We start from the raw sequence: 25,988 nt of genomic DNA on the forward strand, positions 1-25,988 counted from the left end.
TCACCTCCGGGGCGTGGTCGGAGCACCCCCGGAAACTGTGTAGACTTACCGACGTTGCCGATCGCACCATAGTGCGGACGGCGCGCCGCCTTAGCTCAGATGGCCAGAGCAACGCACTCGTAATGCGTAGGTCTCGGGTTCGAATCCCGAAGGCGGCTCCACTGGGACCCCAGGTCAGATATCCGCTGATCTGGGGTTTTGTCTTGCTTCCTCCGCCTCCGCCTCGGCCTTCCGCTGGAGCGGGACCGGCTTCGCGGTGGCTTCGGCGGCGCTCTTGCCGACGTGGGGGAGGACGCTCTGGTAGATGTCCCGCGTGATTGGGGTATCGCTGTGCCCGAGGGTGTCCGACACGATCTTGATGTCGATGGCGGCCGCGAGCATGAGGGTTGCGGTGCCGTGGCGGGGGTCGTGCAGCCGGATCGGCGGGAGGCTGGAGGCTGCGACGAGCCGCTCGAACAGATCCCCCCGCCGGACGGCCCGCCCGATACTTGAGCGCGTGCCCACGTAGTCGCCGCCCGCAGGTGCCGAGCAGCCGAACGATCGTCAACCCGGTTTGTGGACACCGCAGTTGACTGCGACCATCCCCCCATGGACTCGCGAGTGGTCGGAACGCCAGAGGTGGACGGCACCGAACAGGTGGCCGTTGTGATCGATGTGATGCGAGCGTTCACCGCCGCCGCATGGGCTTTCCACCGCGGGGCGGACAAGATCGTTCTGGCTGCCGACGAGGACGAGGCGCTGGCGATCAAGGGGCGTCACCCGGGCTGGCTTGCGCTCAAGGACGGGGCGCCCGTCAGCGGGTTCGACCTGGCCAACTCCCCTGGCCTGATCCGGGAGGCCGATTTGACCGGCCGCACCGTGATTCAGAAGACCACTGCGGGAACGGTCGGGGCCCTGGCGGTTGTCGAGGCGAAATTGGCGCTGTGCGCCAGTTTCGTCGTGGCCGGCCCGACGGCCCGGGCCCTGGCGGATGCCGGAGCCGACTCGGTGACGTTCGTGGCCACCGGCGAGGACGGCCGTGCCACCGAGGACCTGGCCTGTGCGGAGTACCTGGACCGGCTCCTGACCGGGGAGCGTCTCGACCCCGGCCCCTATCTGCACCGCGCCCGCACCTCCTCGGCCGCGGACGACCTGCGCCGTGGGCGACGCCGCGGTGCTCACCCCGCCGATGTGGAGTTGTGTCTGGAGGTCGACCGGTTCGACTTCGCCATGAAGGTCGGGCTCGAGGAGGGGATGGCAGTGCTGCGGCCGTTCCGGACTCGACCAGATGCGGTGTCCGCCGTACACCGCGCACGGTGATCGACGACCCGTTCCCGCCTCGCGCCGACGCGAGGTGGGGGCGAGAGGGCGCCGACCTGCGTGCCCGTTTGATCCGTTTCTCGGCGCTGTATTCCGTCTGGCTGGTCATGGTGCGGAAGATTCCCACCGGTGCGGAGCGTCCAAGGCATTTCTGTTCGTTGCCAGGCTGTCCCTCGTCCCGTGCCTGCTGCTGCCCGGTACGGCTGGCGCCTCCGACGCCCAACTGGCCCAGTACGGGTTCCCGCACCACCGAAGAGGAACGAAGGGGCCTGGAAGGCCGCCATGAAGGCCGCCGAGCACGGCAGCACCGACACCACCGCCTGGACCTGCGCCGGCAACCCTCGGCGACCTCAACGACTGGTCCGACGACCCGTGCTACATCATTGACATCCTAGGGCGGATCGTGACAGTCGGCCTGGAGACCTTGAAGATCGTGGACGGACCGAGCGTCAGGCCGGCGATGCCGACAAGTCTCCGGCCAGGCAAAGCCCGACCGGGCATGATCACGGATCACTGCCCGTCGCCGGCTCCACTCACCAACGCCCGGACAAAACCCCAGCAAAGGGGCCGCAAAGTGAATCGGGGTCGGGTGAACCCGCAGACCTGAGGCAACATCTTGGTGAACGGTGGGCACCCAGCGGTCAGGGCGCGGTGCCGCCGTCGGCCGGATGGGGTGAGGGACGTGGTGGAGCCGAGGATCGCCGTAGCCGTGGTGACCATGGGCAACCGGCCCGCCGAGGTCGACGCCCTGCTGGAGTCCGTGGCCAAGCAGGACCTCGCCCCCGCCCGCATCGTGATCGTCGGCAACGGCTGCCGACTGCCCGAGTTCGCCCGCCGGCTCTCCCTGCCCGGCGAGGTCACCACCATCGACGTGGAGGAGAACCTCGGCTGCCCGGGCGGCCGGAACGTCGCCCTCGCCCGCCTGCGGGAGTACGGCGACGTCGACGTCGTCGTGGAACTGGACGACGACGGCCTGCTCGTCGACGCCGACGTCCTGCGGCGCGTACGGGACCTGTACGCCGCCGACCCGCGCCTCGGCATCGTCGGCTTCCGCATCGCCGACGAGCACGGCGAGACCCAGCAGCGGCACGTGCCCCGCGTGGGCAAGTCCGATCCGATGCACGGGGGTTACGTCACCGGCTTCCTCGGCGGCGGGCACGCCCTGCGCATGGCGATGCTGGCCGAGACGGGGGACTGGCCCGCCGAGTTCTTCTTCGCGCACGAGGAGACCGACCTCGCGTGGCGCGCCGCCGACGCCGGCTGGAAGATCCTCTACGCCCCCGAACTGCTGCTCCAGCACCCCAAGACCTCACCGGCCCGGCACGCCATCTACTACCGCGTCAACGCCCGCAACCGCGTCTGGCTCGTCCGGCGCCGGCTGCCGTTGCCGCTGATCCCCGTACACCTCGGGGTGTGGACGCTGCTCACTCTCGCCCGCACGCGGTCCCCGGCGGGGCTGAAGGCGTGGTTCGGCGGTTTCGTGGAAGGACTGCGGAAACCGGCCGGCGAGCGCCGGCCCATGCGCTGGCGGACGGTGTGGCGGCTCACCCGGCTGGGACGTCCGCCGGTGATCTGAGCGCGGGGCGCCCGGCGGTGGGTTGAGGTGAGGGGCCGCTGTCGCTGGGGCGCGGCGGCCTTGACGCTGGGCTGGGCTCGGGGCCTTCGGCAGGGTTCTGGGGCCAGGAGCCTTCGTCGGTGGGCTGGGCTCGGGATCCCTGGCATGGATCTTGGGCTCGGAGCCTCGCCGGTGGCTGTGGCTGGGCCTTCGGCAGGGAACCGGCTCGGGCCTTCGTCGGTGGGCTGGGGCTCGGCCTTCGGTAGGGACACGGAGCTCCGGGCTTTCGCCGGCCGCCTGTCGCGCGGACCCTCGTCGCCAACCCTGGTGGGGCGTCTCGGCAGTGGTGCCGATGGGGATCCGGAGGATCCGGGGGGCGGGTGCCTCCGTCGATCGCGGGGGCCTCCGTCGATCGCCGGGGGCTGGGCCCGGGACCTTCGGCAGGGGCACGGGGCTCGCTCGCGGCTTTCGTCGGTGGCTGAGGCTGGGGCGCCTTCGCCGGTGGGCCGATGTGCGGGGCCTCGTCGCCAACCCTGGTGGGGCGTCTCGGCAGTGGTGCCGATGGGGGTCCGGAGGATCTGGGGGCGCGGGTGCCTCCGCTGATCGCCTGGCCGGTGCGGGACGGGGCTGGGGCAGGGAACGGGACGGGGCCCCGGGCGTTCACCTCCGCCGACCGGGGCCCCTTGCGTCCCCGGACCCGGCCTACGGCGACACTCCCCCGAGTTACGCGACATACGCGCGCGCCGTCGGGCCAGATCCGATGGAAATGATCACATCAGGATTCACCAACGGATCGCTAACATGTGGCCAACGGTTCGTCGGCAGGTGACGGACCCGTTGGCCGGAACTCGCCGACAGTAACCGAAACCGGCCCTCGGACAGGCCGTTCCGAGGCCGGTCCCGTCGGCAGGAGGTGGCGGGAAACCGTTGTGGACAGGGCGGAATTCCGCCAGGGAGCGGCGGGCTGAGGCCCGTGGTGCAGCGCGGTCGACCCCGACCGCGCAGGAAGACAGTGGAGCGGCGTGATGCGGCGGTGCGAGCTGCGGTTCGGACTGCTGGGACCGCCGGTCCTGTACGACCGACAGCCGTTCGGGATCTCGTACGACATCCCCGATGCCCTTCCGGGCAACTCTCCTCACGACGGCACCGATACCGACAACGGCGTCCGCGCCATCGGCAGCCCCAAGGTGCGTACGCTGCTGGCCGCTCTGCTGCTGGAGCCGGGCCGGGTCGTGTCGGTGGAGTCGCTCAAGGACGCCCTGTGGGGCGGGGCGCCGCCCGTCTCCGCGCAGGCGTCCCTGCACAATCACGTCACCCGGCTGCGCCGGCTCCTGGACGACCCGGACCGGCTCAGGGCCGTACCGCCGGGATACCTGCTGCGCGTCGATCAGGGCGAGTTGGACGTGCACGTCTTCGACGCCCGGGTCGCCGCGGCGCGTGCCGCGCATGCCCGGCGGGACTGGCCCGGCGTCGTACGGGCCTGCACGGCCGCACTCGCACTCTGGCGCGGCACCCCGCTCAGCGGGCTCCCCGCCGATCTCGGCGGTTATGCCCTGGTGCAGCGCCTGGAGGAGGCCCGGCTGCTCCTGCTGGAGTGGCGCTACGACGCCGGACTCGCCCTGGGCGGCGCACGGTTGGCCGGGATCGTCCCGGAGCTCGCGGCGCTGGTCGCCGAGTATCCGCTGCGCGAGGCGTACCACCGTCAGCTCATGCTCGCCCTGCACCGTACCGGCCGTCAGGCCGAGGCCCTCGCCGTCCACCGTGATCTGCGTGCCCGCCTCATCGAGGAACTCGGCATCGAACCCGGCCCGGCGGTCCGCGAGGCCCATGTCGAGGTGTTGCGGGGGAGTGGCGAGGAACGGCAGGGCGCCGAGGGGGAGCGCGACGGTCGTCGGCGGGGCGCGGAGGGCGACCACCGCCAACAGCCTGCGGGCGGTGGCCGATTGGAGGGCGCCGCCGAGGAGGAGGCCGAAACGCCGGCCCCGGACGAGGACGGTCTCGCACCGGGCACCCGGCCGACCCCGCGTCCCGCCCAACTCCCGCCGCCGCCGGCCCATTTCACCGGTCGCATCGACGCCCGCCGTGAACTGCGGCGCGCGCTCACCGAGCCGCCCGCCCCGGCTCCGGCCGTCGCCGTGATCAGCGGCATGGCGGGCGTCGGCAAGAGCGCGCTCGCGCTGGCCGTCGCGCATGAGCTGCGGGAACGTTTCACCGATGGGCAGCTGTACGTCAACCTGCACGGTGCCACCCCCGGCATGGCCCCGCTCGGCTCCGCCCAGGCGCTGGCCGCGCTGCTCCGGGACCTGGGCGCCGAGCCCCGCAGCATCCCCGAACACCCGGACGCGGCAGCCGCGTTGCTCCGCTCGCTGCTCGCCCCCGCCCGCGTCCTGCTGGTGCTGGACGACGCGGCGAACGCCGCCCAGGTACGACCCCTGCTGCCGGCCGGGCCCGGCTGCGCGGTGATCGTCACCAGCCGTTCGCCGCTGACCGCCCTCGACGGCGCCCGTCGTTTCCCGCTCGCCCCGCTGACCGGCGAGGACAGCGCGGCACTGCTGCGCGCGGTGAGCGGACGCGAGGGGCTGCACGCCGGTCACCCGCTGGTCGAGCTGACCGGCCGGCTTCCGCTGGCGCTGCGCGTCGTGGCCGCCCGGCTCGCCGCCCGCCGCGCCCTCACCCCGGATGTGCTGGCGGGCCAACTGGCCGAGACCGGTGGGCGCTTGCGCCATCTCGAGTACGACGACCTGAGCGTCCGGCGTTCCCTGGCCGTCGCCCACGACGCGCTCGCCGCAGCCGAACGCGAGGCGGACCGGGACGCGGCTCTCGCGCTGCGCCGCATCGGCGCGCTGGACCTGCCGACCTACGGCGCCCCGCTGATCGCCCGCCTCACCGGCACCGACGCGCGGCGCGCCGAGGCAGCCCTGGACCGCCTGGTCGACGTCGCCCTCCTGGAGGAGACCGCCTACGGCCGCTACGCCCCGCACGACCTGGTCCGCGACTTCGCCCGCGAACTGACGGACACGGGGAAGGACCCCGGCACGGGGGCGCCGAGCGCCCTTCCGGAGACGGACAGGGACTCGGAGGCCGAGCAGCGCCCTGGTCCGCGGCAGGAGGCCGCTCCCCGGAGTGGCCTCGCCGCCGCTCCCGTCCCCGACCTGGTTGCCCTGCGCTGGTACGCCGCCGTGGCCGAACGGCTGCTGGAGGCGATCGTGGAACCCGGGATCGACCAGGAGGACCGGCGCCGGCCCACCTCGGCGCAGCCGCCGGAGCACGCGGCCGACGTGGCCGCGCTGGCGTCCTTCGAGTCCGCCGAGCAGGCCTTCGGCTGGGGCGAGGTGGAGCTGGAGAACGTCGTCGCCCTGGTGTCACGCAACGCGGGCACGTCCGAACCGCGCCGGGCCGCGCACCTCTCGACGCTCGCACGGCTGCTCTTCCCCTACGTCCAGCGCGGCGGCCTGGTCGCCGAGATGGAGGTGCTGGGGCGGGCCGCGCTCGGGGCGGCGCGGCGGCTCGGGGACGCGGCGGCCGAGGCGTACGCCCTCGGCGACCTGGCGGCCCTGCACTTCCTGACCGGCCGCCAGAAGGACGCCCTCGCCCTCACCGACCAGTCCCTGGAGATCTGGCGGCGGCTCGGTGCCGTCTCCAGGATCCGGCGCTCCCTGAACAACCGGGGCCTGCTGCTGGAGGGGCTCGGGCGGTTCGAGGAGTCCGGGGAGGCGCTGCGGCAGAGCCTCGCGTACTCGCGCCGGCTGAACGACCCCTACGGAGAGGCCGTCACCCACAGCCATCTCGGCAACCTCTACGAGCACACCGACCCGCGTGCCGCGATCGAGCAGCACCGGCGCTCGCTGGCGATCGGTGACGCGATCGGCGCGGTCATCGTGCAGCACTCGGCACACTGCAACATCGGCTACGCCCATCTCACCCTCGGCGAACCGGCCGCCGCGGCGGAGCACTTCGAGGAGAGCCTGCGCATCCTCGGCGGCCACGGCGACTGGCACGGCGAGTCCCAGACCCGGCTCGGCCTGGTCCGCGCGCTGCGGCAGCTGGGGGAGACCGGACGGGCGGGCCGCGAGTGCGCCGAGCTGCTGCGCCGGGCCGACGCCCGCGCCGACCGCTACATGGGCGGCCTCGCCCGGCACCAGCACGGGCTGCTGCTGAGCGCGCGCGGGCGGGCGGCGGAGGCGTACGACGCCTGGCGCGCGGCGCTCGCGGCGCTGGACGGCACCGACGAGCAGGCGGTCGTGTCGGAGCTGCGGGAGCTTCTCGCGGAGTGACCGAAGGAGTCGGGAGCAGCCCTGGACGAGTGACCGAAGTGCGCTCGGGCGGCGCTCACTTGGCGTCGGCATAGCACTCCACCACCGCTGTCGTGAACGGGAACCGCACCGGTGTCTCGCCGAAGGTCAGCCGGCCGGCGAGGTCGGCGGAGGCGCGGATGGCCTGGGCGACCGTCTCGGCCTCCTCGGCGGGGCAGTGCACGATCACCTCGTCGTGCTGGAAGAACACCAGCTCCGCCCTGAGGTCCGCGCAGGCCCGGCGGAGCCCGGCGAGCATCAGCAGGGCCCAGTCGGCTGCGCTGCCCTGGACGACGAAGTTCCGCGCGAAGCGGCCCCGCGCCCGGGAGTTGCTGGAGGCGTAGCCGGGGACCCAGGCGGTCTGGCCGTCGGCCTGCGTCTCGGTGTCGTCGTCGGCGATCGGGATGCCCGCCTCTCCCGCCGTGTCCTCGCCGGCACCGGCGGCCGGCGGGCAGGTCCGGCCCAGCCAGGTGCGCACGAGCCGGCCCTCCTCGCCCGCGCGGGCCGCCTCGTCGACGTAGGCGACGGCCTTAGGGAAGCGGCGGCGCAGGGCGGCCAGGTTCTTCAGACCGTCGCCCGAGGTCTGGCCGTAGATCGCGCCCAGGACGGCGACCTTGGCCTGGTCGCGGTCACCGGAGAAGGCGCGGTCGGACACGGACTGGTAGAGGTCGCTCTCGCGGCCGGCGACCTCCATCAGGCCGGGGTCGCGGGAGATGGCGGCGAGCACGCGCGGCTCCATCTGGTCGGCGTCGGCCACCACCAGCCGCCAGCCGGGATCGGCGACCACGGCCCGGCGGATCACCCTGGGGATCTGCAGCCCGCCTCCGCCGTTGGTCACCCAGCGTCCGGTGACCGTGCCGCCGGCGAGGAACTCGGGGCGGAAGCGGCCGTCGCGAACCCAGTCCTGCAGCCAGGACCAGCCGTGTGCCACCCAGATGCGGTACAGCTTCTTGTACTCCAGCAGGGGTCCGACGGCCGGGTGGTCGAGGGACTGGATCTCCCATCGGCGGGTGGACTTCACCTTGATCCCCGCCTGGGCGAAGGCCTTGATCACGTCGGCGGGCAGGTCGGGGCGGACGCGGCGGCCGAAAGCGGCGGAGACCTCGTCGGCCAGCTCGGCGAGGCGGCGCGGTTCGCCGCCGCCCGCGTACCGCTCGCCCAGCAGGTCGTGCAGCAGGCGGCGGTGGACCTCGGCGCTCCACGGCAGGCCCGCGTGGTTCATCTCGGCGGCCACCAGCATGCCGGCCGACTCGGCGGCGGTCAGCAGGCGCATCCGGTCGGGGTGGGCGGTCCGCTCGTGCCGCCGCAGCTGCTCGGCGTAGACCGCGAGGAGGTCGGTCAGGGGCAGGCGGGTGCCCGTGGGCTCGAACAGCGGGGACTGGGCGCCCGGTTCGGCCGAGCGCTGGGGCGGGTCGGGCGGTACGGGGCCGCCGCGGAGGCGGGCCAGGGCGGCGGCGGCCGAGCGTGGCTCGCCGTACCGGCCCTCGTGACCCAGCAGGAGTGTCTCGGCGTCCTCGATGTCGTAGCACCGCTCCACTCGCACCCCCGTGGCGAGCAGACGCGGGTAGACCTCGGGGGTGGACCGCCACACCCAGCGCGTCACCTCCGGGCGGCTCCGCACCGCCTGGGCGAGATCGCTCTCCCGCCGCACCGGCCCGGTGGGCAGGCCGTCCGGGCCGAGGGGGGCGACGTCCACGCCCGTGTCCTCGGCCGGTGCGAGCGCCCACCGGTCGGTCATGACTGCGAGTGTGGCAGCCGGGTCTGACAATCGCCCTGACCTGCGGTTTCAGTCCTGTGAGGCGGTCGGGTCGTCCGTCCCGGCGGCCGCCGCCTTCGTCTGCTCCAGCAGCAGCGACAGCACCTCGGCCAGGTGCTCCTCCGTCGCGGCCTTGGTGATACCGAGGCCGCTCAGGACGCCCTGGCCGTTCTCCTGCTCCAGGAGCGCCAGCAGGATGTGCTCGGTGCCGATGTAGTTGTGGCCGAGCCGGAGGGCCTCGCGGAAGGTGAGTTCCAGTGCCTTCTTGGCGTCGGGGCCGTAGGGGACGAGGTCGGGAGCGTCGTCCGCGGCGGGCGGGAGCGCGGCGGTCGCGGCCTGCCGCACGGCGTCCAGCGGGACGCCCTGCGCGGTGATCGCCTTCGCGGCGATGCCCTCGGGCTCGGCCAGCAGTCCGAGGACCAGGTGCTCGGGGCGGCCCTCGGGGTTGCGGGCGGCCACCGCCTCGTTGTGCGCGGCGATGACCACGTTCCGCGCGCGCGGGGTGTAGCGGCTGAAGTCGCCGGCGTCGAGTTCGGCGGACTCCTTCGGTACGAACCGCTTCTGCGCCGCCTGCCGGGTGACGCCCATGCTCCGGCCGATCTCGGTCCAGGACGCGCCGGAGCGCCGGGCCTGGTCGACGAAGTGACCGATCAGATGGTCGGCCACGTCACCGAGGTGGTCGGCGGCGATCACCGCGTCCTGGAGCTGTTCGAGGGGCTGGTGGTGGGCCTTCTTGATGGCCTCGATGAGGTCGTCGAGGCGTACGGATGCCGTGATGTTCGGGTTGGTCGCCATGCGTCAACCGTAGGTTGCGCCCCTCTGACTGTCAACCGATGGTTGACACCATTTCGGATGTGGTCGCCGGTCACTTCGGAGCGGCCGCCAGGCGCACCGCGAGGCCGGCGAACACCGTCCCGCTGAAGTAGTCCAGGCCCCGGGCGAGGCGCCGGCTGCGCCGCAGCAGCGAGGCGAGCTTGCCGGAGAGCAGGCCGACCGAGCCGTCCACCACCACGCCCATCACCGTGATCGTGCAGCCCAGGACGAGGAACTGCTCGCGCACGTGCCCCAGGGCGGGGTTCACGAACTGCGGCAGAAAGGAGACGTTGAAGAGGATCACCTTCGGGTTGAGGAGGTTGGTGACGGCGCCCCGCCAGAACGCGCGCCGGCGCCCGTTGCCCGGTGCCGCCTCCGCCTCGACCGGGCCGCCGTCGCCCCGGAACGCCTTGACCGCGAGGAACAGCAGGTAGGCCGCGCCCGCCCAGTGCAGCGCCTCGTAGAGCGTCGGCAGGGTCAGGAACAGGGCCGACAGACCGAGCGCCGCGGCGACCGTGTGCACGAGCATGGCGCAGGCGACCCCGACGGCGGCCGCCATTCCCGTCAGGGGGCCGCCCCGGCCGCCCACCGCGACGATGAACATCATGTCGGGACCGGGAGTGACGCAGAGCGCGAAAGCGGCGATCAGGAACGCCGCGTAGAGAGACGTGTCCACCATGCCGCCATGCTTGGCCCGCGCCCACGCGCGCGTGGCGGAATTCCGGGGACTGAGACGAACCGCCGGCCAAGTGGTCCATGAGTTGGCGGTGGTGAGGGCCGGTGGCAACTACCTTGGTCTCGACCACTGTCTTGTGCGTCCCCCGCCACCTCTTCATCCACAGCCTGTGGACAAAGCCCGGTCCGCTGTCGGTGGGGCATGGCACGATCGACGGTGTGACCAGCACTGCCAGCACGGTCGAGAGGGCCTTCGGGGCCGCCCTCTACGACGACACCGACACCGGTCTCGACACCGGTGCCTCCCTGCTCGCCGCCGACCCCGCCGCGGATGCCGAACTCGCCCGGCGCGGCGAGGAGTTCGTGGCGACGGCCTGGCGGCGTGGCTGGCAGCCCGCCGATGTCGTACGGCTGGTGCGGCGCGAGCTGGAGGACGTGCATGTGCGCCTGGCCGGCGCCCTGATCCGTGCGCAGGCCGGGCGGGACCGCCCGCGCGGGCGCCGCTGGGTCGCCCAGCTGGCGGAGCTGCCCGAGGGCCCGGCCCGCGAGTCCGACCGCTTCTCCCAGGCCACGACCGCGCTGGAGCTCTATCGCCTGCTGCTGCGCCTGCCCGCCCTGGAACCCCTGGAGGAGGAGTCCCGGCGTGCCCCCGGTCAGGCTGCCTCCCGGATGCCGGCCCGGATCCGCGCGCTGCTCGCCAAGGCCGAGGCGACCGGGTATCCGGAGGAGGCGGAGGCGCTCAGCGCCAAGGCGCAGGAGCTGATGGCGCGGCACAGTGTCGACGAGGCGCTGCTCGCCGCCGAGGCGCCCGCGCCGGACGCGCCCGGCGCCTGCCGGATCGGGCTCGAGCCGCCGTACGAACAGGCCAAGGCGGTCCTGCTCGACGCCGTGGCCGGTGCGAACAACTGCCGCGCGGTGTGGAACGAACCGCTCGGCTTCTCCACGGTCGTCGGCTTCGAGGCGGACCTGGAGGCGGTCGAACTGCTCTACACCTCGCTGCTGGTGCAGGCCACGCACGCGATGACCAAGGCGGAGGCCGCGCAGAGAGCCGGCGGGCGGAAACGGACGAAGGCCTTCCGGCAGTCGTTCCTGGCCGCCTACGCCCACCGGATCGGCGACCGGCTCGCGGCCGCCGCCGAGACCCAGGTCGGCCAGGACCTGCTGCCTGTCCTGGCCACCAGGGAGATAGCCGTTACCGACCGGCTGGAGCGCATGTTCCCCGAGACCACCACCACCCGCCTGCGCGGGGTGAGCGACGCGGCCGGGTGGACGGAGGGCGCACGAGCGGCGAACCAGGCGCAGGTCAGGACCCGCCCAAGGCTTGAGTGAACCCACCCGAAGCCGACGTCGGTCCGCCCGCATGCGAAGCCGCCCCGCAGCCGTGAGGGCACCCGCCCCAGCCTGCCGTACCGCTCAGTCGCCGACCTGCTGGAAGGCGGTCACGGAGGCGTTCGGGCCGGTGCCGCCGGTCTGGGGGGCGACGGGGCCGTACGACCAGGGGAAGCTCTGGGAGGCGGTGGTGCCGGGCAGGGTGATCTTCACGCTCTTGGCGTCCAGCGCGGTCTTGTCGCCCGCCTTGCCGCGCACATAGGCAATCGTGAAGGACGCCGAGTCGCCCTTGGCGAGCTTCAGCTTCTGGGCCTTGGCGCCCCTGAGGGCCGGTACGTTGGCCTCGGTGCTGCCGGCGCTCAGGGCGACCCCCGGAAAGTGGTCCAGGGTGCAGGGCTTGCTCTGGTTGGTGATGCTGACCGGGATCTCACCCGTGTCCCCGGCCTTCGGCGCCACGCTCGCGGACCCGATCTGCACGGAGACCCCGCCGATCTCGCAGGCCGAGCCGTTCTTGCCGGCGCTCTTGCTCCCGCCGCCGTTGCAGGCGGTGAGCAGCATGGCGGCGGCGAGGGCCGTGACGGTGAGCGGAATGGCGCGCATGAGGCAGGTCCCATCGAGGTTGTGACGGTGCCCCTGCATCATGGCGCCTGCGCTCGCGCCCGGTTGCCCCACCCCCAGCGGAATCACCGCTTCAGGTGGCGCTTCCCACCGGACCCGCGCCTCCCGCGCCCGTCGCTCCGGACCCGCACCCGTCACTGCGGGCCCGCACCTGTCCCCGCGTCAACGCACCGCGTCAACGCACTGCTTCACCGCCCCGCCGCGCCGCGCTGCTCCCTTGCACAGGTGCACAGCTGCACAGCAGCGAACTCACCGCTTCAGCTTGGTCGGCAGCGTCGAAGGCAGCTTGCCGCCCTCCGCCTTGGTGTACGTCTCCTTGCCGGTGCTGCCCGACCAGCTCACCGTCATGCCCTTGGCGTCCACGGAGTCGACCATGCCCGTGACCCGGTCCGTGTTGCCGTCGGGGCAGGTCAGATGGATCATCTGCATCCCGGACTCCTTGCCCGCGGCACCCTGGCACCAGGCCTTCCGGCCGGTCACGAAGAGCCCGGCCTTCTTGCCGGTGATCACCAGGGCCACGATCTTGCCGCCGCTCGTGGTGATCCAGCTGCCCTGGAGCTTGCCGGAGGCCCCGGCCTCCGCTCCGGCGGCCGAGGAGGAGGCCGACGAGGAGGGCGACGCGGTCGCGCTCGGCGTCGTCTTGGCGGCGGTCTTGTCGCCGTCGCCCCCGCCCCCGCTGCACGCGGTCAGCGCCGCGAGCGCGCCCGCCAGACCTGCTGCCACGATCGCGGTCCGCACCCTTGCAGGCAGGGCAGTCGCAGCACCAGTCGCACCAGTCGCAGTAGTCACCGGAAAGCTCCCAAGCTGTTAGCGGCCGGCCGTCCTCGGCCGGACGGCCCGCAGCAAGCTACCAGCAGTGACCGGGCGGACTTCCGGACGCCGCACAGGAATCCGTTGTGAGCCTGCTCATGCCACACAGGTAGGAGATTTCCTACGCTTGACTGGTAGGGAATCACCTACCTATTGTCCTTGCCATGAACATCACTCACGCCTCCTTCGTCACCCTCCCCGTCGCCGACCAGGACCGTGCCCTGCGCTTCTACCGGGACGTCCTCGGTTTCGAGGTCACCGCCGATCTGCAGATGCCGCCCGGGCGCTGGCTCCAGGTCGCGCCGAAGGGTGCGCAGACCGTCTTCACGCTCTCGGGGCCCGGCATGGGCGGTTTCGAGCCCGGTTCGGCACGGGGGATCATGTTGGTGACGACCGATGTCGACGCCGACTGCGCGCGGCTCGCCGGGGCGGGCATCGAGGTGCAGGGCCCGGAGGAGTACCCGTGGGGGCGCATGGCCTCCTTCGCGGACCCCGACGGCAACGGTCTGATGCTGCTGACGGAGAAGGAAGGCTTCTGAGCGCACCATGAGCACTGGGACCGGGACGGGCACGGCCGCCGAGGACCGCGTCTTCGCCGCGCTCGCCAACGCCACGCGCCGCGAGGTGCTGCGGCTGCTGCGTGAGCGCGGGCCGCAGCCCGTCCAGGCCCTGGCCGACCACTTCGACATGCGCCGCCCGAGCCTCTCGGAACACCTCAGGGTGCTCCGGGAGGCCGGCCTCGTCTCCGAACAGCGCTCAGGGCGGCAGCGCATCTACCGCCTCGAGGCGGCTCCCCTCGCCGAGGTGCAGGACTGGCTCCACCCGTACGAGCGGTTCTGGCGCGACCGGCTGAAGGGCCTGGGCGAGCTGCTCGACCGTCTGCCCGACGATGACCAGCCATGAGCACCGAACCCGGCAGTGACCACGACGCGGACGATCTGACCACCATCCGCGTCGACCAGTTCTTCCCGCACCCGCCCGCCAAGGTCTGGCGCGCGCTGACCGACCCCGGACTGCTCGCCCAGTGGCAGATGCCCGGCGCGGAGGGCTTCCGGCTGGAGGTCGGTCACCGGTACCGGATGACCTCGGTCCCGCGGCCCAACGCCCGCTTCTCCGGGGTCGTGGAGGTGCGGGTGCTGGCCTACGACATCGAACGGATGCTGTCCGTCCGCTGGGCCGACGCCGATCCGGCCAATCCCGCGGACTGGACCATCACCTGGACCCTGGAACAGGAAGGGCGCGGTACGCGTCTCTTTCTGGTGCACGAAGGTTTCGATCCGGACGATCCGGCTCAGCTGATGGCACGCAAGATCATGGACGGGGGTTGGCGGGGGCATGTCCTGCCTGCTCTGGGGCAGGCGCTGGAACAGCTTGGCTGACACAGGCGCCTCCCGGGTGGGTAAAGCGAACGTCAAGCCTGTAATCACGGGAACACTGCCCGTGCACGTGCATTTGCTCATGCATCTGCATGTGAACAGGGTTATGATCCGGGTCAGTTGACTACAGCATCTATGGCCACACAGCCAGTGCACCACCGGGGAGCGACCTGTGGACCGCGACGTTGACGGCGTGTACGGGGGGTACGACGTGTACAACGGCATGGCTGCCGCGCAGCTGGACGGAGTGGCCTGGCAGAAGAGCCGGCACAGCAACTCGCAGGGTTCCTGCGTGGAGTTCGCGCGGTTGCCCGGCGGTGACGTCGCCGTACGCAACTCGCGTTTCCCGGACGGCCCGGCGCTCGTCTACACGCGCGCGGAGATCGAGGCCATGCTCCTCGGCGTCAAGGACGGCGAGTTCGACCACCTGATAGTGAGCTGAGAGCGCGAGGCGGCGGGAGGCGCCCCTCGGTGGCCCCCTGGCAACGATGTCGGACGGGGTCGTGGACGGAGCGCGACGCGCGTAGAAACCGCGCGTCCGTAGGTGCCGTACCGCGTCAGCCGGCCGGCTGGAGCCGGAACAGCGCCCAGACCACCTTGCCCTCGAGCGTCCCCGCGAGCGGGTGCCAGCCCCAGCTGTCGGCGAAGGAGTCGACCAGGAACAGCCCGCGCCCGGACTCGGCGGAGAAGTCGTCCGAGTCGCGCGGCGTCGGGGACTCATGGCTCGGGTCGCGCACCGCGCACACCAGCCGCTCGGTCCAGCGCATCAGGTGCAGCCGTACCGAGGGCTGGTGCTCGATGCACCCCGGGTCGGACGGCAGGGCGTGGCGCAGGGCGTTGGTGACGAGTTCGGAGACGACGAGGCATATGTCGTCGAAGCGCTCGCCGACGTCCCACTGGTCGAGGGTGCCCCGGGTGAAGCGCCTGGCCTCGCGCACCGCCTCGTAGCGGGCGGGCAGGGCGCAGGAGGCGGCATCGGACACGGCCGCGGGATCCAGCGGCGGAAGGCCCTGCCGTAACGGCTTGAGCATGGTCGATCCATTCGTTCCCATGCGAGGCACTCCCGGGAATTCGCGGTCGTTGCGATGCAGCGGTGGCGCGGCACCATGGTTTCGGATGCGCAGAGCAGATGCAAGGGCAGATGCACGTGCACGCGACCGAAATGGCCCTGACCGTACCGCTTCTTGGCCATTTTTTCCGCCATCTTCCAGCGGTTGTCTTCAGAGGTCCTGACCTCTTCCCGGTCACACGCAGGCGGAAACGGCCCGCCTCTTTCCGTTTCCGTAACCGGACGAGTACTGCTCGAAGTGTTTTAGTGGCAGACTGCGGGCCCTGAGGACGGTTGGGGAGGCTGGCGAACGTGAGCGCGGGAGAGCCCGGATCGGTGGTGCGGCGGATGCTGCTCGGCTCGCAACTCAGGCGACTGCGGGAAGCGCGCGGCATCACACGCGAGGCGGCGGGGTACTCCATCCGCGCCTCCGAGTCGAAGATCAGCCGGATGGAGCTGGGCCGGGTGAGCTTCAAGACCAGGGACGTGGAAGACCTGCTGACGCTGTACGGCATCACGGACGAGGTGGAGCGCGAGTCGTTGCTCTCCCTCGCCCGGGAGGCCAACGTGGCCGGCTGGTGGCACAGTTACACCGACGTCCTGCCCACCTGGTTCCCCACCTATGTGGGCCTGGAGGGCGCCGCGTCCCTCATCCGTGTCTACGAGGTGCAGTTCGTCCACGGCCTGCTCCAGACAGAGGACTATGCCCGCGCGGTGGTCCGGCGCGGCATGAAGGGCGCGAGCCCCGCCGACGTCGAACGCCGGGTCGCCCTGCGCCTGGAGCGGCAGAAGCACCTGCTCGCGGACCGCGCCCCCGAGTTCCACTTCGTCCTCGACGAGGCCGCCCTGCGCCGCCCCTACGGCGGCCGCGACGTGATGCGCGGTCAGCTCCAGCACCTGATCGAGATCTCCGAGCGGCCCAACGTGCGGCTGCAGGTCATGCCGTTCGGCTTCGGCGGGCACTCCGGTGAGAGCGGCGCCTTCACCATCCTCAGCTTCCCCGACGCCGATCTGTCCGACGTCGTCTACATGGAGCAGCTGACCAGCGCCCTGTATCTCGACAAGCGCGAGGACGTCGCCCAGTACGAGCAGGCCCTGAAGGAGCTGCAGCAGGACAGCCCGGGTGCCGACGAGAGCCGGGATCTGCTCCGGGGACTGCTTCAGCTGTCCTGAGGACCCCCCTCCAACTCGCTTGAAACGCAAGTACGATGACGTGCGATCAGACCGTGACCAGGATCTGGCTCCGCTAGTGATTGAGGGATCACATGTCGTCCTACTTCAGCGATCTGGCCCAGCAGTACATCGACGGAGAATGGCGACCGGGCAGCGGCTCCTGGGACGTCATCGACTTCAATCCCTACGACGACGAGAAGCTGGCCTCGATCACGGTGGCCACGGTGGACGAGGTCGACCAGGCCTACCGGGCCGCCGCACGTGCCCAGAAGAAGTGGGCCGAGACCAACCCCTATGCCCGCCGCGCGGTCTTCGAGCGGGTGCTTCGGCTCATAGAGGACCGTGAGCAGGAGATAGCCGACCTGATCATCGCGGAACTCGGCGGCACGCGCGTGAAGGCCGGTTTCGAGCTGCACCTCGCCAAGGAGTTCCTGCGCGAGTCGATCCACCTGGCGCTGCGCCCCGAGGGCAAGATCCTGCCCTCCCCGGCCGACGGCAAGGAGAACCGCGTCTACCGGGTGCCGGTCGGCGTCGTGGGCGTGATCAGCCCCTTCAACTTCCCCTTCCTGCTGTCGATCAAGTCGGTCGCCCCGGCGCTCGCGCTCGGCAACGCCGTCGTCCTCAAGCCGCACCAGAACACCCCGATCACCGGCGGCACTCTGATCGCGAAGCTCTTCGAGGAGGCCGGGCTGCCCGGCGGCCTGCTCAACGTCGTGGTCACCGACATCGCCGAGATCGGCGACGCGTTCATCGAGCACCCGGTGCCGAAGGTCATCTCCTTCACCGGCTCCGACAAGGTCGGCCGGCACGTGGCGACCGTCTGCGCCGCGAACTTCAAGCGCTCGGTGCTCGAACTCGGCGGCAACAGCGCGCTGGTGGTCCTGGACGACGCCGACATCGACTACGCCGTGGACGCGGCGGTCTTCAGCCGGTTCGTCCACCAGGGCCAGGTCTGCATGGCCGCCAACCGGGTCCTCGTGGACGCGTCCGTCGCCGAGGAGTTCACCGCGAAGTTCGTCGCCAAGGTGAAGTCGCTGAAGGTCGGCGACCCGCGCGACCCGCAGACCGTCATCGGCCCGGTGATCAACTCCCAGCAGGCGAACGCGATCTCCGGCGCCGTCGAGCAGGCGGTCGCCGAGGGTGCCACCGCGCTCGTGCGCGGCACGACCTCCGGCAACCTGGTCGAGCCGAGCGTGCTCACCGGCCTCCCCGCCGACTCCGCGCTGCTCCAGCAGGAGGTGTTCGGCCCGGTCGCCTTCCTCATCCCGTTCGACGGCGAGGAGGAGGCGCTGCGCATCGTCAACGACACCCCGTACGGCCTCAGCGGCGCCGTCCACACGGGTGACATCGAGCGGGGTGTGGCCTTCGCCAAGCAGATCGACACCGGCATGTTCCATGTGAACGACGGCACGGTCCACGACGAGCCGATCGTGCCGTTCGGCGGCGAGAAGCACTCCGGCATCGGCCGCCTCAACGGCGAGACGACGATGGAGGCGTTCACGACCGTCAAGTGGATCTCGGTCCAGCACGGCCGCAGCGGCTTCCCGTTCTAGTCGGCCTTTCTCCGGCCGGCCTTTTTCCGGCCCAGCTTTTCGTGACGGGCGGGCCATTGCGGACAGCATCTGACCGCAATGGCCCGTAGCGTCATCGGTGTCAGGGGGCGAAGGGCCCCGGCGACGGTGATGAAAGGCGGCCGGCCATGGTCAGGCACGTACCGGCGGAGGCGCAGGGCGACGAGCGCGGGGCGCTGCTCGCGTTCATCGAGGAGCAGCGCGGCGGGATCCGCCGGGCCCTGCTCGGGCTGACCGAGGAGCAGGCCCGCTCCCAGCCCAGCGCCAGCGAGCTGTCGCTCGGCGGCCTGCTCAAGCACGTCGCCGAGGTCGAGCAGATCTGGATCGCACGGGCCAAGCAGGAACCCCCGGCCGTCACGCGCGACGAGTCGAACTGGCACGAGAGCTTCCAGCTGGTCGGCGAGGAGACGGTCGCCTCGCAGCTGGCGTACTGGGAGCAGGTCGCCGCCGAGACGGAGAAGTACATCCGCTCCGTGCCGAGCCTGGACGACACCTTCCCGCTGCCGCCGGACCCCTGGTTCCCGCCGCAGGGCCGGGTCTCGCTGCGCTGGCTGTGTCTGCACCTGATCCGCGAGACGGCCCGGCACGCGGGCCACGCCGACATCATCCGCGAGTCCCTGGACGGCAGGACGGCCTTCGAGCTGGTGGCCCAGGAGCAGGGCGGCTCCTGGGGGTGACGGCGGGGCGGTCGGTCGTACGGCAACGACCTGGACCGCATGTCAGCCCTCGGCACGGCCGTGCAGGGACCCCTGTCCCAGACGGCGACGGCCGTACGCGACCTCCTGGGCAGCCCCGGCGGCGAACCGGGCCACATCTGGCCGGGCGTGCTCCGGCCCCTCGCCCTGCCGGCGGTCCTCTTCCCGTCGGCGGTACGGAGGTTCGCGCGCCTGGGACGTCAGCGCGCACCGCTTCCGTCAGTGGTGGAAACCGGTGGCCGCCTCCTTGTCCCGGGTCAGCGGATGCGGCTGCCGGCGCAGTTCGGGCAGCAGGCGGGTCAGGTCGTCCAGGAACAGGTCGGCCAGGTCGCGGGAGAAGCCGTTGCGGCACACGACCCGCAGCACGGACAGGTCCTCCCGGTTCGCCGGGAAGGTGTACGCGGGCACCAGCCAGCCGCCCTCGCGCAGCCGCCGGGAGACGTCGAAGACGTCGTAGGACGTGACGTCGTCGGCCGTGGTCAGGGCGAACACCGGCAGCTGGTCGCCGCGTGTGAGCAGCCGGAAGTCGCCGAGCTCCGCGATCCCGTCCGCCAGCGAGGTCGCCACGTCCCGCGTCGACTGCTGCACCGCGCGGTACCCCTCGCGGCCCAAACGCAGGAAGCTGTAGTACTGCGCGACCACCTGCGCGCCGGGCCGGGAGAAGTTCAGCGCGAAGGTCGGCATGTCGCCGCCCAGGTAGTTGACCCGGAAGACGAGCTCCTCGGGCAGCGCCTCCGCGTCCCGCCACAGTGCCCAGCCGACGCCCGGGTACACCAGCCCGTACTTGTGCCCGGAGGTGTTGATGGACGCCACGCGCGGGAGACGGAAGTCCCACTCCAGGTCCGGGTCCAGGAAGGGCGCCACCATGGCGCCGGACGCGCCGTCCACGTGCACCGGGACGTCCAGCCCGGTGCGCTCCTGGAGGCCGTCCAGGGCGGCGCACAGGTCGGCGATCGGCTCGTAGGAGCCGTCGAACGTCGAGCCGAGGATGCCGACGACGCCGATGGTGTTCTCGTCGCACAGCTCGACGGCGGCCTGCGGGTCCAGGTGGAAGCGGTCGCCCTCCATGGGTACGAGCCGGGCCTCCACCTCCCAGAAGTTGCAGAACTTCTCCCAGCACACCTGGACGTTGATGCCCATCACCAGGTTGGGGCGGGCGCCCGGGTACCGGTCGGCGTTGCGCCTGGCCCACCGTCGCTTGAGGGCCATCCCGGCGAGCATGCAGGCCTCGCTCGACCCGGTCGTCGAACAGCCCACCGCGGCAGCCGGATCCGGCGCGTTCCACAGGTCGGCGAGCATGGCCACACAGCGCCGTTCCAGCTCGGCGGTGCGCGGGTACTCGTCCTTGTCGATCATGTTCTTGTCCCGGCACTCCGCCATCAGCACCCCGGCCTGCGGCTCCATCCAGGTGGTGACGAACGTGGCGAGATTCAGCCGGGAGTTGCCGTCCAGCATCAGCTCGTCGTGCACCAGCTGGTACGCCGTGGACGGGGCCAGCGGCGCGTCCGGGAGCCGGTGGGTCGGCGGGGCCTCGGTCATGCCGCCGACCGGATTGGCCTCGCCGTAGAACGGGTTGACCGACATCACTCGCTGCTGGTGCTGCTTCTCGGGACCTTTGTGCAGGGCCATGAACGTGCCTCCAGGTAGTGCTCGGCGACTCAGCGGATCGGGGTGCTGTCGTCCCGGAGTTGCATCTGCGGTCGCCCGGTGACCAGCAGCCAGGCCGGCAGCGAGGCGATGCACAGCACGGCGAGGATGTCGGGCGACGCGACTAGGACGGCAGCGGTGAACAGGCTCACCCAGCCCTGCCGGGTGATCGCCAGAAGGATGCCCAGGACGGCCGTCGCCACGCCCAGCGCCGGGTGCACGGCCGGAACGACCGCGTGGGCGCACAGTCCCAGGGCGGTGCCGACGAACACGGCCGGGAAGATACGGCCGCCGCGGAAGCCGCAGGACGCGGCGACGAGCAGCGCGGCCAGCTTCACGACCGCCATCGTGGCGAACTGCCCGGCCGACCAGCCCTCCGGGCCGTGCGCCAGCTCCGCGATCTCGGCCAGCCCCTTGAAGAGCGTCAGATGCCCGCCCACGGCCGCGAGAGCGCCCAGGACGACCCCGCCGGCCGGAAGCATCAGCATCGGATGCCGCAGCCGCCGGAAGGCCTTGTGGACGTAGGGGAAGGCGTACACGGCGCTCATGCCGAGCACGGCTGCCCCCGAGGCGATCACGAGCGCCGCCAGGAGGTCCTTCGCGTGCGGGTGCCCCATGGGCGGCAGGCCCAGGTCGAAGGTCGGATGGAACACCAGGGTGGTCGTCAGGGCCCCGAACGCGCCGGCGGTCAGCGGGGCGAACACGTTGTCCCACAGCCGGCCGCGCATCGGCCGTCCGGCCATGGCCTCCGAGATGACCAGCGCGGCCGCCACCGGCGTACCGAACAGCGCGCCGATCGTCGCCGCCTCGGCCAGCGCCGGCCACAGGGTGCCCGGCGCCCGGGGCAGAAAGCGCCCGCCGAGCCAGGCCGCGAGGCCCACGTTCGCGGCGATGATCGGGTTCTCCGGGCCGAGGCTCGGGCCGCCGGCCAGCATCAGGCCGGTCGCCAGCACCAGACCCGGCAGCACGACGGGCGGCAGCACCGGGGCGTCCAGGCCGAGCGTGGCCGGGTCGGGACCGGCGTGGCCGGGGACCTTCCAGACCACCAGCCCGACGGCGATGCCGGTCGCCACGAGCATGACGAACATCCACAGCACCGAGTACCGGCCCACCCCGAGCGCGTCCGGAAGGGGCCCCCACAGCACGCGCTGGAGCTGCTCGGCCGCCACGCTCACGCCGACGTAGACCAGGCTGGCCACGACGCCCACGGCCGCGGCGGGCAGGATGAGCGGCAGCAGGGCCCGTGCCGGGGCCGTGTGAGCGGTCGTCGGCGCCTGCTGCGCGGTCTCCTGGGCCACGGGCTCACCATAAACGGACAAAACAGACACAACATCCCGAAGGAAATCCGGCTTGCACCTCACGTGGCGTGAGGCCTCAGCGTGGACGGCGTACCGACCGAAGGAGCGGAAAAGTGAGCTACTCCGTGGGACAGGTCGCGGGGTTCGCCGGAGTCACGGTGCGCACCCTGCACCACTACGACGAGATCGGCCTGCTGGTGCCCGGCGAGCGCACGTACGCCGGCCACCGGCGCTACACCGACGCCGACCTCGACCGGCTCCAGCAGATCCTGTTCTACCGGGAGCTCGGCTTCCCGCTCGACGAGGTCGCGGTCCTGCTCGACGACCCGGACGTGGACCCGCGCGCGCACCTGCGCCGCCGGCACGAACTGCTGACCGCCCGGATCGAGAAGCTCCAGAGGATGGCCGCGGCCGTGGAGCACGCCATGGAGGCACGCAAGATGGGCATCAACCTCACCCCGGAGGAACGGTTCGAGGTGTTCGGGGACAAGGACCCCTTCAACGAGGAGTACGCCGAGGAGGCGGAGCAGCGCTGGGGCAACACCGAGGCCTGGGCCGAGTCCCAGCGCCGCGCCGCGCGCTACACCAAGGAGGACTGGAAGCGGATCAAGGCCGAGGTCGACGACTGGCAGGAGCGGTACGCCGCCCTGGTCGCCGCGGGCGAGCAGCCGTCCGACGAGACCGCCATGGACATGGCGGAGGAGCACCGCCAGCACATGAACAGGTGGTACTTCGAGGTCCCGTACGAGATGCACCGGTGCTTCGGGCAGATGTACGTCTCCGACGAGCGCTTCAAGGCGTACTACGACGCCATGGGACCCGGTGTCGCCGAGCACCTGCGCGACGCGATCCTCGCCAACGCCGACCGTCGGACCTCCTGACCGCGCCCGGCCCGGGAGTGCGCGGGGTTCACTCCCGGGCCAGGACCACCGCCGTGCCGTAGGCGCACACCTCGGTGCCCACGTCCGCGGCCTCGGTCACGTCGAACCGGAACGCCAGCACGGCATTGGCGCCACGCGCGCGTGCCTGCTCCACCAGGCGCTCCATGGCCTGGTTGCGGGTCTGCACGAGCGTCTTGGTGAGCCCCCTCAGCTCGCCGCCGATCATCGACTTCAGTCCGGCGCCGATCTGGCTGCCGAGGTGCCGCGAGCGCACGGTGAGTCCGAAGACCTCGCCGATCACCTGCTGCACCCGGTATCCGGGCACGTCGTTCGTCGTCACGACCAGCACGTCCGGCTGGGGCCCCTGGCCGCCGCCGTAGTCATCGAGTCCCATGAGTCACAGCTTTCTCCCAGTCATCCCACAGTGCATCCCGGGGACACCGCTGGAACCTGGGGCGGTCACATCACGTTGATAGCGTTGTGCGGCACTTCGCTTTGTGCGGCACTTCGCCGAAGACCAGCAGCCGTAGCCGCCTTCACCCCCTCAGGAGCCCGGACCCGTGATGACACTCGCCCTCGGCCCGAGCTGGCTCGATCCCAACCATCTGCTGGGCACCTACGGCATCTGGGGCCTGCTGCTCGTCGTCTTCGCCGAGTCCGGCCTGCTCATCGGCTTCTTCCTGCCGGGTGATTCGCTGCTGTTCACCTGCGGCCTGCTGATCACGTCGAACCAGCTGGACTTCCCGCTGTGGGGTGCGATCGGCCTGATCTGCCTCGCCGCGATCCTCGGCGACCAGGCGGGCTACATGTTCGGCAAGAAGGTCGGCCCGTCCCTGTTCAACCGCCCGGACTCCCGCCTGTTCAAGCAGGAGAACGTCACCAAGGCGCACGAGTTCTTCGAGAAGTACGGCCCGAAGTCGCTGGTCCTGGCCCGCTTCGTACCGATCGTGCGCACGTTCACGCCGATCATCGCCGGCGTCAGCGGCATGAAGTACCGCTCGTTCCTCATCTTCAACGTCATCGGCGGCACCCTGTGGGGAGCGGGCGTCACCCTGCTCGGCTCCTGGCTCGGCAACATCGGCTTCGTCAAGAACAACATCGAGGCGATCCTCATCCTGATCGTCCTCGTCTCCGTGGTCCCGATCGCGATCGAGTTCCTCCGGGCCCGCGGCAAGGGGAAGAAGGCCGCGCAGGCGACACCGGAGGCGTCCCGCCCGGCTCCGCCGGCCATGGACACCGCGACGACCCAGCTGCGCCGCATCGAGCCGGACCAGCCGTACGAGCAGCACTACGGCAACCAGTACGAGCAGCAGCCGTACCAGCAGCCCCAGCAGCAGGACTGGAACCAGCAGGAGCAGTACTGGAACCAGGGCTACGACCAGCAGCAGTACCCGCAGCAGCAGTACGACCCGCAGCAGCATCAGTACCAGCAGCAGCACCAGTACCCGTACGACTACCGCCCGCAGTAGAAGCGGCCGCTCAGAACCCCCTGGTCCTCTTCGCGGCCCGCCGCTTCCCGACCGACCCCACCCTCAGGAACAACCGGAAGACCTCCGAGCCCAGATTGACCCCGATGGCGATGGCCATGGCCAGCGACGCCGCGTTGGCCAGCGACACCAGCCCCTTGTTCACCTCGTTCTGGGCCATGTTCAGCAGCCCGAAATACGTGGCGGAGCCAGGCAGCAGTGGGCCGATCGCCGCCGTCGTATAGGGCAGCGCCGACGCGAACCGGTAGCGCGACAGCAGCTGTCCGAACAGGCCCACCAGCCCCGCCGCCACGGCCGTGGACGCCACCGGCGAGATGCCGGCGACGTAGTGCATCGCGCCGTACACGGTCCAGGCCACGCCTCCGTTGAGGGTCACCCACAGCACGGTGGACCGTTCCTGCTGGAGCAGCACCGCGAAGGTCAGCGACAGCAGCATGGAGGCCGCGATCTGGATCAGCGGCCGTTCGTCGATGACGAGCGCCGCGTCCGGGTTGAGCTTGCCGCCGAGCTTCACCCCGAAGTACAGGACGACCAGCACACCGGCGACGATGCCCACGAAGAAGTACAGGACCTCCAGCAGACGGGCCGACGCGGTGATGTAGAAGCCGGTCAGACCGTCCTGCACGCCCGCCACCAGCGCCCGCCCGGGCAGCAGCGCGAACAGTCCACCGGTGACGACGGCGGACGCCTTCACGTCGGCGTGCGCGAGCGCGAACGCGACCCCGACCGCCGCGGGCGGCATCGCGGCCACCGTGAACTGGTAGAACTCCGGCAGCCCGCGCCCCGCGCACAGCCAGGCCAGCCGGTCGCCGAGCATCGCGCCGACGGCCGCCGCGACGAACACGATGAGGTCACCGCCGACCAGCACGGACGCCGCACCCGCCAGCAGCCCGCTGGCCAGGGTCAGCGCCCAGCCGGGGTAGGGGTGCCGGTTGCGGCGGATCTCCGCCAGCCGCCGGTAGGCCTCCTCCAGGGAGACATGGGTCTCCGGGTCGGTCAGGTCGTCCACCAGCCGGAACACGGCCGCGAGCCGGGTGTAGTCCGTGCCCCGCCGCCGTACCGTCCGCGAGGCCGTCACCGGGTCATCCACCAGCGACGGCTGGTGCGAGATCGACAGCAGCGTGAAGGTGACGTTCGGCTCGCAGCGGTCCAGGCCGTAGGAGCGGCACACCGCGAACATCGCGGCCTCCACGTCCTCCGCCCCCTCGCCGCCGGCCAGCAGCAGCTCACCGATGCGCAGGGTCAGGTCCAGCACGCGGGGGACGGCCGGGCCCTCCTCCTCGGCGCGCTGCACCGGCTCCGGCGCGGGCCGCTCGGCCACCGGCATGCGCAGCATCGTGCGCATCCGGTCCTGCCAGGGCGCGTCCTTGACCAGACTGACCAGCGGAACGCCGGCGGCCGGGGTGAACGCCGTCAGGGCGTCCTTGGCGCTGTAGGCGCTCGGTGTGCTGAACGCCGAGCCCTCCGGCTCGGCAGTCGGCGACTGCGGTGTCTCCAGGCCCTTCGGCAGGACGAACTCCGAGGTGGTCTCCGGCTCACCACCGCCCTCGGAGACCTCGATGCCCTCCGGAATGGCGAACTCGGACGTGATCTCCGGGTCGTACCGCGCCTCGTCCGACCGGGGCTTGCGGTCCTCCGCCTCCGACACCTCGCACCGCTCCCTGA

At 71.4% G+C, this 25,988-nt stretch carries 23 protein-coding genes, 1 tRNA gene and 2 pseudogenes; 15 read left to right on the top strand and 11 right to left on the bottom strand.

What is annotated here, in order from left to right; translation table 11 throughout:
* Nucleotides 1-84: 84 nt before the first annotated feature.
* Nucleotides 85-161: transfer RNA gene (locus ABT288_RS23930), tRNA-Thr, on the top strand.
* A gap of 13 nt (nucleotides 162-174) precedes the next feature.
* Here the strand turns inward: ABT288_RS23930 and ABT288_RS23935 are convergent.
* Nucleotides 175-462 (bottom strand): annotated as a pseudogene (locus tag ABT288_RS23935) (tyrosine-type recombinase/integrase); the annotation flags it as partial.
* Between the two features lie 126 nt (nucleotides 463-588).
* Between ABT288_RS23935 and ABT288_RS23940 the strand changes: the two are divergent.
* The 3 genes from ABT288_RS23940 to ABT288_RS23950 all read left to right on the top strand — a co-directional run bounded on the left by ABT288_RS23940 (nucleotide 589) and on the right by ABT288_RS23950 (nucleotide 7,128).
* Nucleotides 589-1,299 carry a 2-phosphosulfolactate phosphatase gene (locus ABT288_RS23940; RefSeq protein WP_351611217.1) on the top strand — a complete coding sequence of 237 codons (711 nt, stop codon included), beginning with the start codon at nucleotides 589-591 and terminating at the stop codon, nucleotides 1,297-1,299.
* Nucleotides 1,300-1,981: 682 nt separating this feature from the next.
* Nucleotides 1,982-2,875, top strand: coding sequence for a glycosyltransferase family 2 protein (locus ABT288_RS23945; RefSeq protein WP_351611220.1), 894 nt, complete (start codon nucleotides 1,982-1,984; stop codon nucleotides 2,873-2,875).
* 1,004 nt (nucleotides 2,876-3,879) lie between these two features.
* Nucleotides 3,880-7,128: an AfsR/SARP family transcriptional regulator gene (locus ABT288_RS23950; RefSeq protein WP_351611223.1), complete on the top strand. Its 3,249-nt coding sequence runs from the start codon at nucleotides 3,880-3,882 to the stop codon at nucleotides 7,126-7,128.
* A 55-nt stretch (nucleotides 7,129-7,183) separates the two neighbouring features.
* Here ABT288_RS23950 and ABT288_RS23955 read toward each other — a convergent pair whose 3' ends face one another.
* From ABT288_RS23955 to ABT288_RS23965, 3 genes are all read right to left on the bottom strand, one after another.
* Complete coding sequence (locus ABT288_RS23955) at nucleotides 7,184-8,884, bottom strand: bifunctional 3'-5' exonuclease/DNA polymerase (RefSeq protein ID WP_351611225.1); 1,701 nt, start codon at nucleotides 8,882-8,884, stop codon at nucleotides 7,184-7,186.
* A gap of 48 nt (nucleotides 8,885-8,932) precedes the next feature.
* Entirely contained in the window at nucleotides 8,933-9,697 is a 765-nt protein-coding gene (locus ABT288_RS23960; RefSeq protein ID WP_351611227.1) for a Clp protease N-terminal domain-containing protein, read from the bottom strand.
* A 70-nt stretch (nucleotides 9,698-9,767) separates the two neighbouring features.
* Entirely contained in the window at nucleotides 9,768-10,394 is a 627-nt protein-coding gene (locus tag ABT288_RS23965) for a LysE family translocator (RefSeq protein WP_351611230.1), read from the bottom strand.
* Between the two features lie 215 nt (nucleotides 10,395-10,609).
* Here ABT288_RS23965 and ABT288_RS23970 point away from each other — a divergent pair, with 215 nt between their 5' ends.
* A complete protein-coding gene (locus ABT288_RS23970) occupies nucleotides 10,610-11,719 on the top strand; it encodes a DUF2786 domain-containing protein (protein ID WP_351611233.1) in 1,110 nt (369 codons plus the stop codon).
* A gap of 84 nt (nucleotides 11,720-11,803) precedes the next feature.
* On the opposite strand, the gene ABT288_RS23975 is transcribed toward ABT288_RS23970, so the two are convergent.
* Nucleotides 11,804-12,319 (bottom strand): DUF4232 domain-containing protein, encoded by a 516-nt coding sequence (locus tag ABT288_RS23975; protein ID WP_351611236.1) that lies wholly within the window; start codon nucleotides 12,317-12,319, stop codon nucleotides 11,804-11,806.
* A gap of 267 nt (nucleotides 12,320-12,586) precedes the next feature.
* The gene (locus ABT288_RS23980) at nucleotides 12,587-13,060 is read right to left on the bottom strand and encodes a hypothetical protein (RefSeq protein WP_351611239.1); all 474 of its coding nucleotides are present in this window, start codon (nucleotides 13,058-13,060) and stop codon (nucleotides 12,587-12,589) included.
* Between the two features lie 251 nt (nucleotides 13,061-13,311).
* On the opposite strand from ABT288_RS23980, the gene ABT288_RS23985 reads away from it, so the two are divergent.
* The 4 genes from ABT288_RS23985 to ABT288_RS24000 all read left to right on the top strand — a co-directional run bounded on the left by ABT288_RS23985 (nucleotide 13,312) and on the right by ABT288_RS24000 (nucleotide 14,965).
* On the top strand, nucleotides 13,312-13,686 hold the full coding sequence (locus ABT288_RS23985; protein WP_351611242.1) for a VOC family protein: 375 nt from the start codon (nucleotides 13,312-13,314) through the stop codon (nucleotides 13,684-13,686).
* 7 nt (nucleotides 13,687-13,693) lie between these two features.
* A complete protein-coding gene (locus ABT288_RS23990; protein ID WP_351611244.1) occupies nucleotides 13,694-14,050 on the top strand; it encodes an ArsR/SmtB family transcription factor in 357 nt (118 codons plus the stop codon).
* Nucleotides 14,047-14,526: an SRPBCC family protein gene (locus tag ABT288_RS23995; protein ID WP_351611247.1), complete on the top strand. Its 480-nt coding sequence runs from the start codon at nucleotides 14,047-14,049 to the stop codon at nucleotides 14,524-14,526. Before ABT288_RS23990 ends, ABT288_RS23995 begins: the two co-directional genes overlap by 4 nt.
* Before the next feature lie 169 nt (nucleotides 14,527-14,695).
* Complete coding sequence (locus ABT288_RS24000) at nucleotides 14,696-14,965, top strand: DUF397 domain-containing protein (protein ID WP_351611250.1); 270 nt, start codon at nucleotides 14,696-14,698, stop codon at nucleotides 14,963-14,965.
* Nucleotides 14,966-15,080: 115 nt separating this feature from the next.
* Here ABT288_RS24000 and ABT288_RS24005 read toward each other — a convergent pair whose 3' ends face one another.
* The gene (locus tag ABT288_RS24005) at nucleotides 15,081-15,575 is read right to left on the bottom strand and encodes an ATP-binding protein (RefSeq protein ID WP_351611253.1); all 495 of its coding nucleotides are present in this window, start codon (nucleotides 15,573-15,575) and stop codon (nucleotides 15,081-15,083) included.
* Nucleotides 15,576-15,907: 332 nt separating this feature from the next.
* Here ABT288_RS24005 and ABT288_RS24010 point away from each other — a divergent pair, with 332 nt between their 5' ends.
* The 4 genes and pseudogenes from ABT288_RS24010 to ABT288_RS24025 all read left to right on the top strand — a co-directional run.
* Nucleotides 15,908-16,744 (top strand): Sco1979 family transcriptional regulator, encoded by an 837-nt coding sequence (locus tag ABT288_RS24010; RefSeq protein ID WP_502972802.1) that lies wholly within the window; start codon nucleotides 15,908-15,910, stop codon nucleotides 16,742-16,744.
* A 92-nt stretch (nucleotides 16,745-16,836) separates the two neighbouring features.
* The gene (locus tag ABT288_RS24015) at nucleotides 16,837-18,297 is read left to right on the top strand and encodes an aldehyde dehydrogenase family protein (RefSeq protein ID WP_351611256.1); all 1,461 of its coding nucleotides are present in this window, start codon (nucleotides 16,837-16,839) and stop codon (nucleotides 18,295-18,297) included.
* Nucleotides 18,298-18,443: 146 nt separating this feature from the next.
* Nucleotides 18,444-18,992, top strand: a complete 549-nt coding sequence (locus tag ABT288_RS24020) for a DinB family protein (protein WP_351611259.1) — start codon at nucleotides 18,444-18,446, stop codon at nucleotides 18,990-18,992.
* Nucleotides 18,993-19,040: 48 nt separating this feature from the next.
* A pseudogene (locus ABT288_RS24025) lies at nucleotides 19,041-19,211 on the top strand (ABC transporter permease); the annotation flags it as partial.
* Nucleotides 19,212-19,229: 18 nt separating this feature from the next.
* Here ABT288_RS24025 and gad read toward each other — a convergent pair.
* Together gad and ABT288_RS24035 are read right to left on the bottom strand one after the other, a co-directional pair.
* The gene (gene gad / locus ABT288_RS24030) at nucleotides 19,230-20,639 is read right to left on the bottom strand and encodes a glutamate decarboxylase (protein WP_351611262.1); all 1,410 of its coding nucleotides are present in this window, start codon (nucleotides 20,637-20,639) and stop codon (nucleotides 19,230-19,232) included.
* A gap of 29 nt (nucleotides 20,640-20,668) precedes the next feature.
* Entirely contained in the window at nucleotides 20,669-21,955 is a 1,287-nt protein-coding gene (locus ABT288_RS24035) for an ion channel protein (protein ID WP_351611264.1), read from the bottom strand.
* Between the two features lie 113 nt (nucleotides 21,956-22,068).
* Between ABT288_RS24035 and ABT288_RS24040 the strand changes: the two genes are divergently transcribed.
* Complete coding sequence (locus ABT288_RS24040; protein ID WP_351611267.1) at nucleotides 22,069-22,836, top strand: MerR family transcriptional regulator; 768 nt, start codon at nucleotides 22,069-22,071, stop codon at nucleotides 22,834-22,836.
* A 28-nt stretch (nucleotides 22,837-22,864) separates the two neighbouring features.
* Here the strand turns inward: ABT288_RS24040 and ABT288_RS24045 are convergent, their stop codons facing one another.
* Nucleotides 22,865-23,230: a YbjQ family protein gene (locus ABT288_RS24045; RefSeq protein ID WP_351611270.1), complete on the bottom strand. Its 366-nt coding sequence runs from the start codon at nucleotides 23,228-23,230 to the stop codon at nucleotides 22,865-22,867.
* A 166-nt stretch (nucleotides 23,231-23,396) separates the two neighbouring features.
* Between ABT288_RS24045 and ABT288_RS24050 the strand changes: the two genes are divergently transcribed.
* A complete protein-coding gene (locus ABT288_RS24050) occupies nucleotides 23,397-24,305 on the top strand; it encodes a DedA family protein (protein ID WP_351611273.1) in 909 nt (302 codons plus the stop codon).
* Nucleotides 24,306-24,315: 10 nt separating this feature from the next.
* Here ABT288_RS24050 and ABT288_RS24055 read toward each other — a convergent pair whose 3' ends face one another.
* Nucleotides 24,316-25,971 (bottom strand): threonine/serine exporter family protein, encoded by a 1,656-nt coding sequence (locus ABT288_RS24055; protein WP_351611276.1) that lies wholly within the window; start codon nucleotides 25,969-25,971, stop codon nucleotides 24,316-24,318.
* Between the last annotated feature and the right edge of the window lie 17 nt (nucleotides 25,972-25,988).

It is taken from the genome of Streptomyces sp. NPDC001093, from assembly GCF_040298985.1.
GTDB lineage: Bacteria > Actinomycetota > Actinomycetes > Streptomycetales > Streptomycetaceae > Streptomyces.